Here is a 13,139-nt window from a genome sequence, read left to right as displayed (position 1 = left end):
CCCACCATGCGTTTCCGACACTCCCCCGCCGTACGGGCGGCCCACCCGGAACTGGTCGCCGGGGTGCTCGCCGCCGACGGCATCACCCCGGACCCCGTGCTGGACGAGCGGATCGCCCACTTCACCGCCGTGGCCGCCCGCCGGCTGGCCGGCGGGGGCGAGAGCGGCTTCCCCGAGATCCGTGCCTGGCGTCGCGCCTTCGCCGCGACCGGCCTGCCGCCGACCCGGTACCGGTGCGCGGCCGAGTCGCTGCTGCGCCGCTACCGCCGGGAGGGCGCGCTGCCCCGGCTGCACCCGCTGGTCGACCTCGGCAACGCGGTCTCGGCGGCGTACGCGATCCCGGTCGCCGTCCTCGACCGGGACCGGATCGACGGCGACCTGGAGGTGCGCCCCGCCCGGGGGGACGAGGAGTACCTGACCTTCACCGGCGGCGCCGAGCGCCCCGACCCCGACGAGGTGATCTTCGCCGACGACGCGGGACGGGCGCACTCGCGACGCTGGACCCACCGGCAGAGCGCCTGGTCGGCGGTCCGCCCCGACACCACCCGGGTGCTGATCGTGGTGGAGGCGCTGCACGCCGGGGCGGACCGGGACGTGCCAGCCCTGCTCGACACCCTCACCGCCGAACTGGCGAAGGGCTGGCGGGTCGACTCCCGTGGGACGGTGCTGACCGCAGACGCGCCCGGGTACCGCGTGTCCGGTTGAGTCGCGGCGGCGACCCGGGAGAGCATTCGTCGCGACACCGATGAGTCGACGCGTCCACCGACGTTGTACCGGCGACGACGACAACCGACAGGCCGGGAGGCCGGATCGTGGACTTCAAGCTCGAACTCGTGGTGGTGCCGGTGACGGACGTCGACCGGGCCAAGGAGTACTACCAGGAACGCACCGGCTTCCGGCTGGACGTCGACCACCGGGACGGAGACTTCCGGGTGTTGCAGTTGACCCCACCCGGCTCGGCCTGCTCCATCGCGCTGATGGGCAGCCCGGACACGGCCGGCACCCTACGCGGCCTGCACCTGGTGGTCGCCGACGTGGAGGAGGCCCGCACGGAGCTGCTGCGCCGGGGCGCCGAGGTGGGCGAGGTGTTCCACTTCGCGGCCGGCGGGGTGCAGACCCCCGGGCCCGACCCGCAGCGCCGCGACTACGGGTCGTTCCTGTCGCTGCGCGACCCGGACGGCAACGAGTGGCTGGTGCAGGAGGTGGGCCGGTCGTGACCGCCCCGGACGACGTCGCCCTCGGGCCGGACTTCGCCGAACTGGTACACCGGCACCACCGGGAGCTGCACCTGCACTGCTACCGGCTGCTCGCCTCGTTCGACGACGCCGAGGACGCGGTGCAGGAGACGTACCTGCGGGCCTGGCGGGGCCGGGACGGCTTCGACGGCGGGCCGCTGGTGCGGGCCTGGCTCTACCGGATCGCCACCAACGTCTGCCTGGACGTGCTGCGCCGCACCGCCCGGCAGCCCCGCGCCGCGCGGTCGCTCGCCGAGGTGCCGTGGTTGCAGCCGTACCCGGACCGGCTGCTCGACGGGGTGGCCCCCGACGAGGAGCGACCGGACGCGGTGGTGGTCACCCGGGAGACGGTGGAGCTGGCGTTCCTCGCCGCGATGCAGCTCCTGCCGGCCCGGCAGCGGGCGGCGTTCCTGGTCCGCGACGTGCTCGGCTGGTCGTCGGCGGAGACCGCCGAGCTGTTGGGCACCAGCGTGGCGGCGGCGAACAGCGCCCTGCAACGGGCCCGGGCCACCATGCAGGCCCGGCTGCCGGCCCGGCGGGCGGACTGGACCACCGGCGCGGACGCCGACCGGGAGCTGCTGGCCCGGTTCATCGACGCGCACGAGCGTGGTGACGCGGCGGCGGCGCTGGCCGTCGCCGCCCCGGACCTCCGGGTCACCATGCCGCCCGCCCCGCTCTGCTTCGACGGCGTCGACCAGGTCAGGCCGCTGCTGGAACGGGCCTTCGGCCCGGACCGGGCGGGCGACTGGCGGTTGCTGCCCACCCGGGCCAACCGGATGCCGGCGGCGGCGAGCTACCTGCGGCGGCCCGGGGACACCGCGTTCCGGCCGTTCAAGCTGGACGTGCTGCGGGTGCGGGACGATCGGATCGCGGAGATCACCACCTTCGGGTACGCGCTCTTCCCCCAGTTCGGGCTGCCGGCCTCGCTGTGACCCCGGCCGCCCGCCCGGTCCGGGCGGGCGGGGTCAGGCCGTCGTGCCGGGCGGAAGGTAGCGGTAGCCCGACCCGAGGGTCTCGGTGAACCAGCCGTCGACACTGGCCAGGCCCCGGTCGTTGAGCTGCGCGTCGTGGATCGGGTGGGTGTGCGCCGCGCCGACCGCCCGCGCGAAGTCGATCGCCTCGGTGAGCTTGAGCCAGGACGCCTGCGCCGGCACCAGCAGCGTCTCCACCGGCCGGCCGGGCCGGTGGAGACTGTCACCGGGGTGATCCGCACCTGCGGCAAGCTACGCCGGCCGCCGCCGGTCCGCCGTCCCGTCGACGCCCCGGTCGGTGGCGGCGGACCGGCTCGGTTCCGCGCCCGCCGGCTCGTCGCCGTGCAGCCGGCGCAAGGCGGCGGCCAGCGCGACGTCGGCGGCCGGGCCGTCACCCCAGGCCCGAGCCAGCTCGACGGTGCGGCCGAGGGTGCCCTCGCCGGGTCGTTCGGCCGCCACGGCGGCCCGCATCATGCGGTGGAAGGTGACGGTGATGGCATCGGCGTCATCGGCGATCATGTGCAGCACGGTAGCCACCCGGTCCGACGGTTCCGGCGACCAGGGCCCACGCCGGCAGGTACGGACGATGCCGACCGCCCCGGCACACCCGGCCCGCCCACCGCCGGCGAGGCCGGTCCCGGGCGGCGGGAGGCCGACGTCGGGCGGCGGCCCGGCCGGACGGACAATGGTCGGGTCGGTCCGGATCAGCGGGCCGGCACCGTCGAGGCAGGGAGAGACCGGTCAGCATGTCGGAAACCCCCGGGCTGCGCGCCGACTGCGCCCGCTGTGTCGGGTTGTGCTGCGTCGCCCCGGCCTTCGCCGCGTCGACCGACTTCGCCCGGGACAAGCCCGCCGGGCAGCCCTGCCCGAACCTGCGCGCCGACTCCCGCTGCGGCATCCACACCGAGCTGCGGGAGCGCGGCTACCCCGGCTGCACCGTGTTCGACTGCTTCGGCGCCGGGCAGCAGGTCACCCAGGTCACCTACCCGGGACGGGACTGGCGCGACGACCCGGCCACGGCGGCGGGCATGTTCGCCGCCTTCACCGTCGCCCGGCCACTGCACGAGCTGCTCTGGTACCTCACCGAGGCGCTGGCGCTCACCTCGGCCGGCCCGCTGCGGGACGAGCTGACCGCCGCCCTGGACACCACCCGTGCCCTGGTCGCCGGCGGCCCGGAGGAGCTGCACGCGGTCGACGTGGACGACCACCGGGCCCGGGTGAACCCGCTGCTTTCGGCGGCCAGCGAGGCCGCCCGGGCCGGCACCGGCGGGCCCGACCGGCGGGGTGCGCTGCTGCTCGGCGCCGACCTGCGCGGCGCCGACCTGGTGGGGGCGAACCTGCGCGGGGCGCGCCTGGTCGGCGCGGACCTGCGCGGAGTGGACCTGCGCCGGGCCGACGTCACCGGCGCGGACCTGCGCGGCGCGGACCTACGCGGCGCCGACCTGTCCGGCACGCTCTTCCTGCACCAGTCCCAGCTCGACGCGGCCCGTGGTGACCGGCGCACCGCCCTGCCGGCGGGGCTGGCCCACCCCGGGCACTGGACCGGGCTGACCCTCACCCCCGTCCGGCGACGCCCCACCGGGGGCCGGGCCGCCGGCACCGGCGTCGCCCGCCGGGGACGCGGCCCCCGGCGCTGACGCCCGACGGGGTTGGTTTGCCGGCCGGCATCGCGGGCAGGCAGGTCGGCATGACGGATGAACGACGCACCGACCGGGCCAGCACCGACGAACCGGACGGCGTGCCGGCGTACGAGGCGTCGCTGCGCCCGCCGGGCGAGTCGCTGGGCCGGGGCGGGGACACCGGCGACGACTTCGCCGACCTGCCGGCCGAGGAGCACCTGTCGGCCCGGCAGACCAGCCGCGCCGGCTACGACGTGGACGCGGTCTCCGGCGCGGCCGACCCCGCCCAGGACGAGGCGGTGCACCCACCCACCGAGTAGCCACCCGCCCGGGCCGCCCGGTCCCCCGGCCGGGCGCTCTGTGGCCTGGGCCGCCCGGTCCCCCGGTCGGGTGCACCGTGGCCTGGGCCGCCGTGGGACGGGACGGCGCGATCGGGATCGCCTCGGTAGGGTGCCCCAGGTGACCAGGCACCTGGAGTTCGACCGGCTACACAACTTCCGCGATCTCGGCGGCTGGCGGACGGCCGACGACCGGACGGTGCGCTGGCGCCAGCTCTACCGATCCGACTCACTGGCCAAGCTCGCCGGCGACGACCTGGACCGGTTCCGGGCGCTCGGTGTCGGGACCGTCATCGACCTGCGGTACCCCTGGGAGATCGCCGCCCGCGGCCGGGCCCCCGAGGTCGACGGCGTCACCTGGCTCAACCTGAGCGTCGAACACCGCCCCTACGACCAGGCCGAGATCGACCCGGACGTCGACCCGTGGCGGTACCTCGCCGACCGGTACGCCGAGGTCGCCGTCGACGGCGCGGACGAGCTGCGGCAGGCCGTGCAGACGATCGCCGCCGCCGACGCCCCGCTGGTCTTCCACTGCGCCTCCGGCAAGGACCGCACCGGTCTGCTCGCCGCGCTGGTGCTGGCCCTGCTCGACGTCTCCGACGAGCAGATCGCCGAGGACTTCGCGCTGACCGAACTGGCCACCGCCCGACTGGTCGCCGACTGGCGGGCCGCCCACCCGGGCCGGACCCTGCGCTGGCCCGGCTACGGGCGGGCACCGGCCCGGATCATCGAGCTGGTGCTGGCCGACCTGACCGCCGCGCACGGCTCGCTGCCCGGCTACGCCCGGGACGTACTCGGTGTCGACGACGACGTGGTCGCCGCCCTGCGCGACCGGCTGCTGGAGGCGTGAGGAGACTCCCCGCCGCCCGCCGCCCGCGCCTCGGTCATCCCCCGGTTGGCCAGGGCGTCCGCCCGCTCGTTCTCCGGGTGGCCGTTGTGCCCCTTCACCCAGTGCCAGCTCACCTCGTGCCGGCCGCAGGCCGCCTCCAGCCGCTGCCACAGGTCGGCGTTCTTCACCGGCTGCTTCGCCGCGGTCAACCAGCCGTTGCGTTTCCACGACGCCAGCCAGCTCGTGATCCCGTTGCGCACGTACGTGCTGTCGGTGTGCAGCCGCACGGTGACCGGCCGGGTGAGCGTCTCCAACGCCTCGATCGCGGCGGTCAGCTCCATCCGGTTGTTGGTGGTCGGGGTGGCCTCACCGCCGCACAGCTCCCGCTCGTGCCCGCCGTAGCGCAGCACCGCGCCCCAGCCACCCGGGCCGGGGTTGCCGCTGCACGCCCCGTCGGTCCAGATCTCCACGACCCTGCCGGCCGCCGCGTCCACCATGCCGCCGAACCTACCGGGCCCGGCCGCGGCGACCGGCAGCCGGCCCGGCACCCGTCGGGGGGCCGGCCGGTGCTGGTCCGGCGGGCCGGCCCCCCGACGGAAGTCGGCCCGGCGTCACCCGAACCGGTCGGCTAGCCCCGGGACAGCCGGGCCCGCAGCCGGCCGGCGGCGTCGCCGACCACCGCCGACGTCATCGGCAGCAGCGGGCTGGACCGCATCACCGCCAGGTCCTCCGCCGGACCGGTCGCGCCGTCGAGGAACCGCAGCACCCGCTGCGCCGGGTTCCGGTCGAAGAGCCGCTCGAAGAACTCCGGGCCGCCAACCGTGCCGGAGTCCAACGCCCGCAGCGCGACCGCGTCCATCCACCGGTGCCGACCCGGGTACGCCGGCCGGGGCACCGGGGGCCGGCCGGCCGCCAGCGCCCGGGCCACCTGGTCGGCCTGCCGGTGCATGGCGGAGAAGGTGAACCCGGTGGACGGGCGGGTCGCCCCGCCGGCGGTGCCGAGGCGGACCACCCGGGGCGAGGGCCGGCCGTCGAACGGCGCGTCGGTCATCGGGATCACCCCGTCCTCCACCTCGCGGACGGTCAGCGCGGCCAGGTCCAGGCCGAGCAGCCCGGCGTAGCCGCGCAGCCCCGCGTCGTACCCGTCGTCGCCGAGCAGCGCCGGGGAGAACTCGGTGTACTCGACCAGGGCGTACCGGTCGCTGACCGGCAGCACGTACCCGAAGGAGACACCCCGGGCCGGCTGCGGGGTCCGGAAGTCCATCAGCACCGCCCGGGCCGGGTCGAAGACCGGGACCGGCGACTCCAACCACCAACCCCGGAAGTGCTGCCACCAGGTGGTCCGGCCGGGCCGCCGGGGCGGCCGGGGACGCGAGTCGAGCACCCAGCCGGCCCGCAGCAGCACCCGCCCGTCGGTGTCCCGCACGGCCACCGTCGTACCGTCGTCGTCGAGCGCGCCCACCGACGCGTCGACCCGGGTGGCGCCGAGCCGCCGGGCCGCCTCGGCGGCCCGCTCGTACACCGGCGCGGAGCGCAGCATGGCGTACCGCAGCGGCGCCAGGTCCAGCACCCGCCGGCCGGCCCCGGTGGTCACCTCCACCCGCGACCAACTCGCGCTGAGCATCGGATCCAGATCGCCGCCGGGAGGGCCCCAGAACGCCCAGGTACGGTCCTGGCCGCGCTTGCGCACCGGGTCGACCACGGCGATCCGCAGGCCGGCGACGTCGTACCGGTCGAGCGCGGCGAGGACCAGCGAACCGGCGCCGCCGCCGCCGACCACGGCCAGGTCGACCTCGCGCGGTGGGCTGGACTTCACCCGGCCACGCTGTCACACCGGCGGCCGGCGGACCGCCGGCACCCCCACGGCGCGCCGGGCCTGCCGCGCCAGCGCCGCCGGTCGCCGCGTAGGTTCGGTGGGACCGGGCAACCAGCGGGAACGGGAGCACACCATGGCGGACACCACGCGCGACCCCCTGCGGGTCGGGCTGCTCGGCTACGGCATCGCCGGCCGGGTGTTCCACGCCCCACTGATCGCCGCCACCCCCGGGCTCCGGCTGGCGACGGTGGTCACCGCCAGCCCGCAACGCCGGGAACAGGTGACCCGCGAACACCCCGACGCCCGGGTCGTCGACGACGCCGAGGAGCTGTGGCGGGCCCCGGACGCCCTCGACCTGGTGGTGGTGGCCAGCCCGAACAGCACCCACGTGCCGGCCGCCCGGGCGGCGCTCGCCGCCGGCCTGCCGGTGGTGGTGGACAAGCCGCTCGCCGCCACCGCCGCCGATGCCCGCGCGCTGGTCGACGAGGCCGCCCGACGCGGCGTGCCGCTGACCGTGTTCCAGAACCGCCGCTGGGACGGCGACTTCCGCACCGCCCGACGACTGGTCGAGGACGGCACGCTGGGCCGGGTGACCCGTTTCGAGTCCCGGTTCGAGCGGTGGCGGCCGACGATCAAGCCGGGCTGGCGGGAGAGCGGCGCCCCCGCCGAGGCCGGCGGCGCCCTCTACGACCTCGGCGCCCACCTCGTCGACCAGGCGGTGCTGCTGTTCGGGCCGGTACGCGGCGTCTACGCCGAGGTGGACCGGCGCCGCCCGGGGGCGCAGGTCGACGACGACGCCTTCGTCGCGCTCACCCACGCCAACGGGGTCCGCTCCCACCTGTGGATGAGCGCGGTGGCCGCCCAGCTCGGGCCGCGCCTGCGGATCCTCGGCGACCGGGCCGGGTACACCTGCCACGGCCTCGACGGGCAGGAGGAGGCGCTGCGCGCCGGTGGCCGGCCGGACGCGCCAGGCTGGGGCGAGGTCACCCCCGACCGGTACGGCCTGCTCGGCGCCGGCGACGACGTACGCCCGGTGCCCACCGAGCCGGGCCGCTACCAGGACTTCTACGCCCAGGTCGCCACCGCGCTGCGGGACGGGACGGCACTGCCGGTGGACCCGCGCGACGCGGTGACCACGGTGGAGCTGATCGAGCTGGCGCACCGGTCCGCCGTCGAGGGGGTCGTGCTGCCGGTGCCGGCCGGCTGACCGGTCACCCGGCCGGCACCGGCTGCCGGGCCGGCGGCTCCGCGTACGCGGCGGCGACGGTGGCCCGGTCGAAGACCCGCCAGGTGGCGGCGGAGACGGCGAGGGCCACCACGAACCCCGCCCAGTAGGGGGCGGTCAGCCCGAAGGCCCCGGCCACCACCCCACCGAGCAGCGCCCCGGCGCAGTTCCCACCGGCGGCGATGAACAGCGTCGCCCCGGTACGACCCGGCGATCAGCGCGACGAGGACGGCGCTGAGCGCGTACGTGCCGGCGTTGACCAGGAACGGGATGCTCTCGGCGAGCACGAACAGGAAGCCGCCGAGCGGACCGGCGAGCATCCCCTGGGTCAACGTGGTGCCGCCGCCGAGCCAGCCGTTGGCCCGTTCCAGCCGGGCCCTCGGCACCACCGCCGGCAGCATCGCCTGGCTGGCCGCCCGGAACACGATCTCACCGGTGTTGACCACGAACAACACCACGTAGAGCAGCGGGACCCCGGCCCGGCCGGCGAGCATCGCCCCGGCCAGCACGACGAGGGCGGCCACCCGCACCCAGTCGATGACCACCATCAGCCGCCGCCGGTCCACCCGGTCGGCCAGCACCCCGCCGGGTAGGGCGAACAGCAGCCAGGGCAGCCACGCCACCCCCGACGCCGCAGCCACCACCAGCGGGTCGTCGGTACGCGCCGCCACGTACAGCGGTGCCGCCACGGTGGCCATCCCGCTGCCCAGGGCGGAGAGCGTGCTCGCCGCCCACAGCCTCGTGAACCGTCCGTCCAGCCGTTCCCCCGTCACGGTCCGGCAACCTACCAGCGCCCCCGGACGACAAACACCGTTGAGCGGGCGGCGGCTGGCCGAGCGGCCGTGGCGGCTCGGCCAGCCGTACACCCTCCAGGCGCGCAGGCGCTGACCGGGGCGTGCTGGGCGCGGATCGGTCCGGCCGCGTGGCGCGCGCCGCCACCTCTAGAGCGTCCTAGGAGGCTGGGTCTGATTGGTGACGCGCCCGAGATGAGCGCGGGGTGACGCGAGGGCGGCTCCGAACCGGACGCAGGGCCCGGGTGCGCATCCTCGGGCGGGTGGTGTGTGCGGTCCTGTGCCGGCATTTCCGCAGCTCTCCGGCGTAGAGGAAAACACGTGACGGCAACGAAGATTTCTCATTTACACCGGTCCGAGGGGCCAACCCTCCTAGTGTTGGCCACACCGGTGCTAGTTACGGAGTTGGCCACCCGAACGACGTCCCACGCAGACAGCGGACGAAAAGTGAGGGAAGACGCGTATGAAGGCACAGAAGGTTCTCGTATCGACGGCGCTCGGCGTGGGACTCGGCACGCTCCTGCTCCCGGCAGCCGCACTCGCGGACACCACCGTGTCACCGTCCACCACACCGGTCGGCGGGACGGTCGTGCTCACCGCGACGACCTGCAACCCGAAGTCGGGCGACGTGATCTTCCACGTCACCGGCCCCGACCGGGACCAGAACGTCCGCTCCACCACCGCCGCCGCGGGCGGCGGACTGAGCGCGGAACTCTTCACCGCCGGCTTCACCCTCGGCACCTACACCGTCGCGGCGACCTGCGGTGACGGCAGCTCCGCCGGCAGCGCCACCTTCGCCGTCACGCCGATCGGCGCCGCGCCGGCCGGTGGCGGCGGCGGCTCCGGCACCACCGGCCTGCTGGCCGCCGGCGGAGCGCTCGCCGGGGCCGCCGCCCTCGGCACGACCGTGCTGCTGCGCCGCCGACGCCGGACGGCGGCCACCGTCGCCTGAGCCGCGGCACACACACCATCCCTGGGGACGGGTGCCCGCACCGGTGCGAACCGGCGCGGGCACCCCGACCACGTCGGCGTCGGGGAGGTCAGCCGATGGGCGCAGGCAGGTGGGGCACCCGGACCCGGGCGGCGGTCGCCGCCGTCGCGGTCACCGGCACCGCCGGGATCGCCCTGATCACCGCCGGGCTGACACTCGGCCCGGCGGGACCACCACAGCCGAGCATCGACGTCAGCGGCGGCAGCAGCAGCAGCAGCTCCCCGGTGCCGGCGCTGCCCCGCTCCGAACCGGTCCGGATCGACATCCCGGCCATCGGCGTGCACGCCGACCTGGTGCCCGTCGCTGGTGACCCGAACGGCACCCTGGAGGTGCCACCGCTGGACCGCCCCACCGTGGCCGGCTGGTACCACCCCGGCGCGAGCCCCGGCGAGGCCGGCAACGCCGTCGTCGTCGGGCACGTCGACACCCGGGACGGGCCGGCGGTCTTCTTCGACCTGGGCCGGCTGCGCCCGGGCGACACCGTCCGGATCACCCGGGCCGACGGCCGGACGGTGACCTTCGCGGTCGACGGCGTCGGGGCGTACCCGAAGAAGAGTTTCCCCACCGCGCTGGTCTACGGTCCGGGCGGACCGGGGCCGGCGTTGCGCCTGGTCACCTGCGGGGGACGCTTCGACGAACGGGCCCGGGACTACTCCGACAACATCGTCGTGCGGGCCACCGCCGTCGGCTGACCGCCGCGCCACGTACTACGGTGGGCCGTCGGGCGGCGGCGAGGCGGAGGTGGCGGGTGGAGCGGCGACCGCTGGAGACCATGCTCGGCCCCCGGCTCGGCACCCTGGTCGGCCGGCTGCGCGGACGGGCGGACAACCCGTCCGGGGACCCGCCCCGACGGTCCAACCCGGACGCCGTGGTCGACTGCGCGGTGTACGTCAACGGCCGCCGCGAGCCCGGCCGGCCGCACTACACCGACGCGTACGCCCGCTCCCGGCGCGGTCGCCACGCCTTCGTCTGGCTGGGCCTGCACGACCCGGACGCGGCGGTGATGGCCGCCGTCGGGCGGGTCTTCGGCCTCGACGAGCTGATCGTCGAGCAGGCGCTCGCCGACGGGCACCGACCCACCGTGCAGCGGCACGGCCCGGTGACCCTGCTGGTGCTGCGCACCGCCGCGTACGTGGCGCAGGGTGAGCTGACCGCGACCTCCGAGGTGGTCGACACCGGCGACGTGATGGTGCTGCTCGGTGACCGGTTCGTGGTCACCGTCCGGCACGGCGCCTCCGGCGCGCTCGCCCCGGTGCGCCACGACGTCCAGGACCGTCCGTCGCTGCTCGCCGAGGGGCCGTGGGCGGTGGCGTACGCGGTGACCGCCCGGATGGTCGACCTCTACCTGGAGGTGGCCGCGCACCTGGAACGGGACCTGGAACGGGCCGAGGAGAGCGTCTTCGCCCCCGACCGCAACGCCGACATCCAGCAGATCTACCAGCTCAAGCGGGAACTGGTGGAGTTCAAGCGGGCGGTGCTGCCGTTGCAGGAGCCGCTGCGGGTCCTGGTCGCCGGGCACCAGGACGGCCCCCCGCCGGGCCTGCGCCGCTGGTACGTCGACGTGGAGGGCCGGCTGACCCGGGCGGTCGACCGGATCACCTCCTACGACGAGCTGCTCAACTCGATGCTCCAGGCCCGGCTGGCCCAGCTCGCGGTGGACCAGAACAACGACATGCGCAAGATCGCGGCGTGGGCGGCCATCGCCGCCACCCAGACCGCGGTGGCCGGCGTCTACGGGATGAACTTCACCCACATGCCCGAGCTGGCCTGGCGGTACGGCTACTGGGCCGCGCTGGGACTGATGGCCACCGCCGCGATCGTCCTGCACCGGCTGTTCCGCCGCTCCGGCTGGCTCTGACCCGTCCCGCTCAGGGCTGGTCCAGTTCGGACAGCTCCTGGTCGAGCAGCGCCCCCACCGTGACGGCCCGCCACGGCTCGGACTCCACGGTGATCCCCCGGCTGGGCATCTCCACGGTCATCAGCAGGTAGAGGTAGAGCCGGTAGAGGCCGAGCCGTCGGCGCACCCCCGGATGGTCCAGCGACACCGACCCGCCCGCCGCACGGTAGCCCAGCAGGAACGCGTCGTCCGGGACGTCCTCGGCACGCTGGAACAGCAGCGGCGACACCAGGTCCATCAGCGGGTCGCCGTGCAGGTACCGCTCGCCGTCGACCAGGCCGCTGAGCCGGTGTCGGCCGTCCGGGCCGACGACGGCGAGGACGTTGCCGGCCCAGCCGTCGAAGTGCAGCAGCACCGGGCGGCGCACCGCGTCCAGCACCTCGGCGTGCCGGTCGACCAGGCGCCGGATCCGGTCCGCCGGCAGCGGCAGCGGCACCGCCCAGTCGGCCGCGTCGGCGAGCAGGTCGTCCAGCATCGCGGTGTACGCCGCCCGCCAGGTCGGGCCGCCGGCCCGACCACCGTCGTAGCCGTACCGGCTCCCGGTCACCCGGTGCAGGGCGGCGAACGCGCCACCCAGCTCGGCCCGGACGCCGTCGACGGCGACCCGGTCGGCGGCGAGCGCGTCCAGCGTCCGCCCGGCCACCAGACCGGTGAGCAGCCAGTCACCGAGGGCCGGGTCGCTGCCGTGGTGCAGCAACGACGGGACCGGCACGGCCGGGGCGTACGCGGCCACCAGCCGCAGGTAACGCGCCTCGGCGGCGACCATGCCCCGCTCGTAGCGCAGCAGCGGGACCTGCGGCGGCGGCCCGACCTTGAGCACCACGGTGCGCCCGTCGTCCAGCGTGACCCACCAGACGGCGGCGAAGCCGCCCCCGTCGAGCGGCCCGCAGCCGGTGACCCGGACGGCCGGGCCGAGGGAGGCCGCGACGTAGCGACGGACCTGGTCGGCGTCGAGGAGGCGTTGGGTGGGGCTCATCCGGCGTACGCCCCCGTACCGCCGGCGGGTGTCCCCTGTGCCGCGCTCATGACCGTGCCCAGGCTAGCGGCCGCCCGGTCCTGGCGGAAGCCGCCGGGGGTGGGATCAGGAGTCCTGTGGACCTGATGTCGTCGACGACTCGCAGCCGACGACGTCCTGCGTGATGCGGTGGCGTCATCAGGTCCATAGGACGGGTCGGCGGCGGCCGTCCCCCGCCGGCACCGTCACCCACCCCCGTGCGGTCACCACCCGGATGTCCGGTTCGTTACGCCCGTTTTGCGCCGCGACGCGCAGGGCGTGCCCGCGCGTCCCGTGGTCGGGGCTACCCCCACGACGGAATCCCCGCCGGGGTCCGAGCGTTGTACATGGCATACCACCGCCGCTGGCCCACCCCCACGGTCGCCCGGTGGTGCGCGCCGGTCCCTCCCGACCAGCCCCGGAACGGGCCGTG

15 protein-coding genes and 1 pseudogene are annotated in these 13,139 nt (G+C 75.9%); 10 read left to right on the top strand and 6 right to left on the bottom strand.

The window, feature by feature from the left end:
• Positions 1–6 precede the first annotated feature (6 nt).
• From ACIQG9_RS17530 to ACIQG9_RS17520, 3 genes are all read left to right on the top strand, one after another.
• Positions 7–705, top strand: a complete 699-nt coding sequence (locus ACIQG9_RS17530; RefSeq protein WP_400403278.1) for a B3/4 domain-containing protein — start codon at positions 7–9, stop codon at positions 703–705.
• A 107-nt stretch (positions 706–812) separates the two neighbouring features.
• On the top strand, positions 813–1,217 hold the full coding sequence (locus ACIQG9_RS17525) for a VOC family protein (protein WP_400403275.1): 405 nt from the start codon (positions 813–815) through the stop codon (positions 1,215–1,217).
• Positions 1,214–2,167, top strand: a complete 954-nt coding sequence (locus ACIQG9_RS17520; protein WP_400403272.1) for an RNA polymerase subunit sigma-70 — start codon at positions 1,214–1,216, stop codon at positions 2,165–2,167. Before ACIQG9_RS17525 ends, ACIQG9_RS17520 begins: the two co-directional genes overlap by 4 nt.
• Positions 2,168–2,200: 33 nt before the next feature.
• Here the strand turns inward: ACIQG9_RS17520 and ACIQG9_RS17515 are convergent, their stop codons facing one another.
• Both ACIQG9_RS17515 and ACIQG9_RS17510 read right to left on the bottom strand, forming a co-directional pair.
• Positions 2,201–2,404: a hypothetical protein gene (locus tag ACIQG9_RS17515; protein WP_400403269.1), complete on the bottom strand. Its 204-nt coding sequence runs from the start codon at positions 2,402–2,404 to the stop codon at positions 2,201–2,203.
• Positions 2,405–2,458: 54 nt separating this feature from the next.
• On the bottom strand, positions 2,459–2,725 hold the full coding sequence (locus ACIQG9_RS17510; RefSeq protein ID WP_400403267.1) for a hypothetical protein: 267 nt from the start codon (positions 2,723–2,725) through the stop codon (positions 2,459–2,461).
• Positions 2,726–2,952: 227 nt separating this feature from the next.
• On the opposite strand from ACIQG9_RS17510, the gene ACIQG9_RS17505 reads away from it, so the two are divergent.
• The 3 genes from ACIQG9_RS17505 (at position 2,953) to ACIQG9_RS17495 (ending at position 5,013) form a co-directional block, all read left to right on the top strand.
• Positions 2,953–3,843, top strand: coding sequence for a pentapeptide repeat-containing protein (locus ACIQG9_RS17505; RefSeq protein WP_400403265.1), 891 nt, complete (start codon positions 2,953–2,955; stop codon positions 3,841–3,843).
• A gap of 50 nt (positions 3,844–3,893) precedes the next feature.
• Positions 3,894–4,145 carry a hypothetical protein gene (locus tag ACIQG9_RS17500; RefSeq protein ID WP_400403263.1) on the top strand — a complete coding sequence of 84 codons (252 nt, stop codon included), beginning with the start codon at positions 3,894–3,896 and terminating at the stop codon, positions 4,143–4,145.
• Between the two features lie 139 nt (positions 4,146–4,284).
• Positions 4,285–5,013, top strand: coding sequence for a tyrosine-protein phosphatase (locus ACIQG9_RS17495; protein ID WP_400403260.1), 729 nt, complete (start codon positions 4,285–4,287; stop codon positions 5,011–5,013).
• Here ACIQG9_RS17495 and rnhA read toward each other — a convergent pair.
• Positions 4,941–5,489: a ribonuclease HI gene (gene rnhA, locus ACIQG9_RS17490; RefSeq protein WP_400403257.1), complete on the bottom strand. Its 549-nt coding sequence runs from the start codon at positions 5,487–5,489 to the stop codon at positions 4,941–4,943. The two genes, ACIQG9_RS17495 and rnhA, sit on opposite strands and share 73 nt — an antisense overlap.
• 131 nt (positions 5,490–5,620) lie before the next feature.
• A complete protein-coding gene (locus ACIQG9_RS17485) occupies positions 5,621–6,808 on the bottom strand; it encodes a lycopene cyclase family protein (RefSeq protein WP_400403254.1) in 1,188 nt (395 codons plus the stop codon).
• Between the two features lie 133 nt (positions 6,809–6,941).
• On the opposite strand from ACIQG9_RS17485, the gene ACIQG9_RS17480 reads away from it, so the two are divergent.
• Complete coding sequence (locus ACIQG9_RS17480; RefSeq protein ID WP_400403251.1) at positions 6,942–8,015, top strand: Gfo/Idh/MocA family oxidoreductase; 1,074 nt, start codon at positions 6,942–6,944, stop codon at positions 8,013–8,015.
• Between the two features lie 266 nt (positions 8,016–8,281).
• Here ACIQG9_RS17480 and ACIQG9_RS17475 read toward each other — a convergent pair.
• Positions 8,282–8,731, bottom strand: a pseudogene (locus ACIQG9_RS17475) (MFS transporter); the annotation flags it as partial.
• A gap of 556 nt (positions 8,732–9,287) precedes the next feature.
• On the opposite strand from ACIQG9_RS17475, the gene ACIQG9_RS17470 reads away from it, so the two are divergent.
• The 3 genes from ACIQG9_RS17470 (at position 9,288) to ACIQG9_RS17460 (ending at position 11,673) form a co-directional block, all read left to right on the top strand.
• Positions 9,288–9,776, top strand: coding sequence for a hypothetical protein (locus ACIQG9_RS17470; protein WP_400403249.1), 489 nt, complete (start codon positions 9,288–9,290; stop codon positions 9,774–9,776).
• Positions 9,777–9,871: 95 nt separating this feature from the next.
• Complete coding sequence (locus ACIQG9_RS17465; RefSeq protein ID WP_400403246.1) at positions 9,872–10,507, top strand: class F sortase; 636 nt, start codon at positions 9,872–9,874, stop codon at positions 10,505–10,507.
• 80 nt (positions 10,508–10,587) lie between these two features.
• Complete coding sequence (locus ACIQG9_RS17460; RefSeq protein WP_400403801.1) at positions 10,588–11,673, top strand: magnesium and cobalt transport protein CorA; 1,086 nt, start codon at positions 10,588–10,590, stop codon at positions 11,671–11,673.
• A 10-nt stretch (positions 11,674–11,683) separates the two neighbouring features.
• Here the strand turns inward: ACIQG9_RS17460 and ACIQG9_RS17455 are convergent, their stop codons facing one another.
• Positions 11,684–12,688 (bottom strand): phosphotransferase family protein, encoded by a 1,005-nt coding sequence (locus ACIQG9_RS17455; RefSeq protein WP_400403244.1) that lies wholly within the window; start codon positions 12,686–12,688, stop codon positions 11,684–11,686.
• Positions 12,689–13,139: the final 451 nt, after the last annotated feature.

The sequence above is a fragment of the Micromonospora sp. NPDC092111 genome, assembly GCF_044755745.1.
In the GTDB taxonomy this organism is placed as follows: Bacteria; Actinomycetota; Actinomycetes; order Mycobacteriales; family Micromonosporaceae; genus Micromonospora.
Note: the sequence above shows the minus strand (reverse complement) of the source record. Positions and strands in the feature narration are given on the sequence as shown.

Bases quoted from the DNA above. Each gene is read 5' to 3' on its own strand.
- ACIQG9_RS17530 (WP_400403278.1), top strand. From the start codon at position 7: ATGCGTTTCCGACACTCCCCCGCCGTACGGGCGGCCCACCCGGAACTG.
- ACIQG9_RS17500 (WP_400403263.1), top strand. From the start codon at position 3,894: ATGACGGATGAACGACGCACCGACCGGGCCAGCACCGACGAACCGGAC.
- ACIQG9_RS17505 (WP_400403265.1), top strand. From the start codon at position 2,953: ATGTCGGAAACCCCCGGGCTGCGCGCCGACTGCGCCCGCTGTGTCGGG.
- ACIQG9_RS17455 (WP_400403244.1), bottom strand. From the start codon at position 12,688: ATGAGCCCCACCCAACGCCTCCTCGACGCCGACCAGGTCCGTCGCTAC.
- rnhA (WP_400403257.1), bottom strand. From the start codon at position 5,489: ATGGTGGACGCGGCGGCCGGCAGGGTCGTGGAGATCTGGACCGACGGG.
- ACIQG9_RS17480 (WP_400403251.1), top strand. From the start codon at position 6,942: ATGGCGGACACCACGCGCGACCCCCTGCGGGTCGGGCTGCTCGGCTAC.
- ACIQG9_RS17465 (WP_400403246.1), top strand. From the start codon at position 9,872: ATGGGCGCAGGCAGGTGGGGCACCCGGACCCGGGCGGCGGTCGCCGCC.
- ACIQG9_RS17460 (WP_400403801.1), top strand. From the start codon at position 10,588: ATGCTCGGCCCCCGGCTCGGCACCCTGGTCGGCCGGCTGCGCGGACGG.
- ACIQG9_RS17510 (WP_400403267.1), bottom strand. From the start codon at position 2,725: ATGATCGCCGATGACGCCGATGCCATCACCGTCACCTTCCACCGCATG.
- ACIQG9_RS17470 (WP_400403249.1), top strand. From the start codon at position 9,288: ATGAAGGCACAGAAGGTTCTCGTATCGACGGCGCTCGGCGTGGGACTC.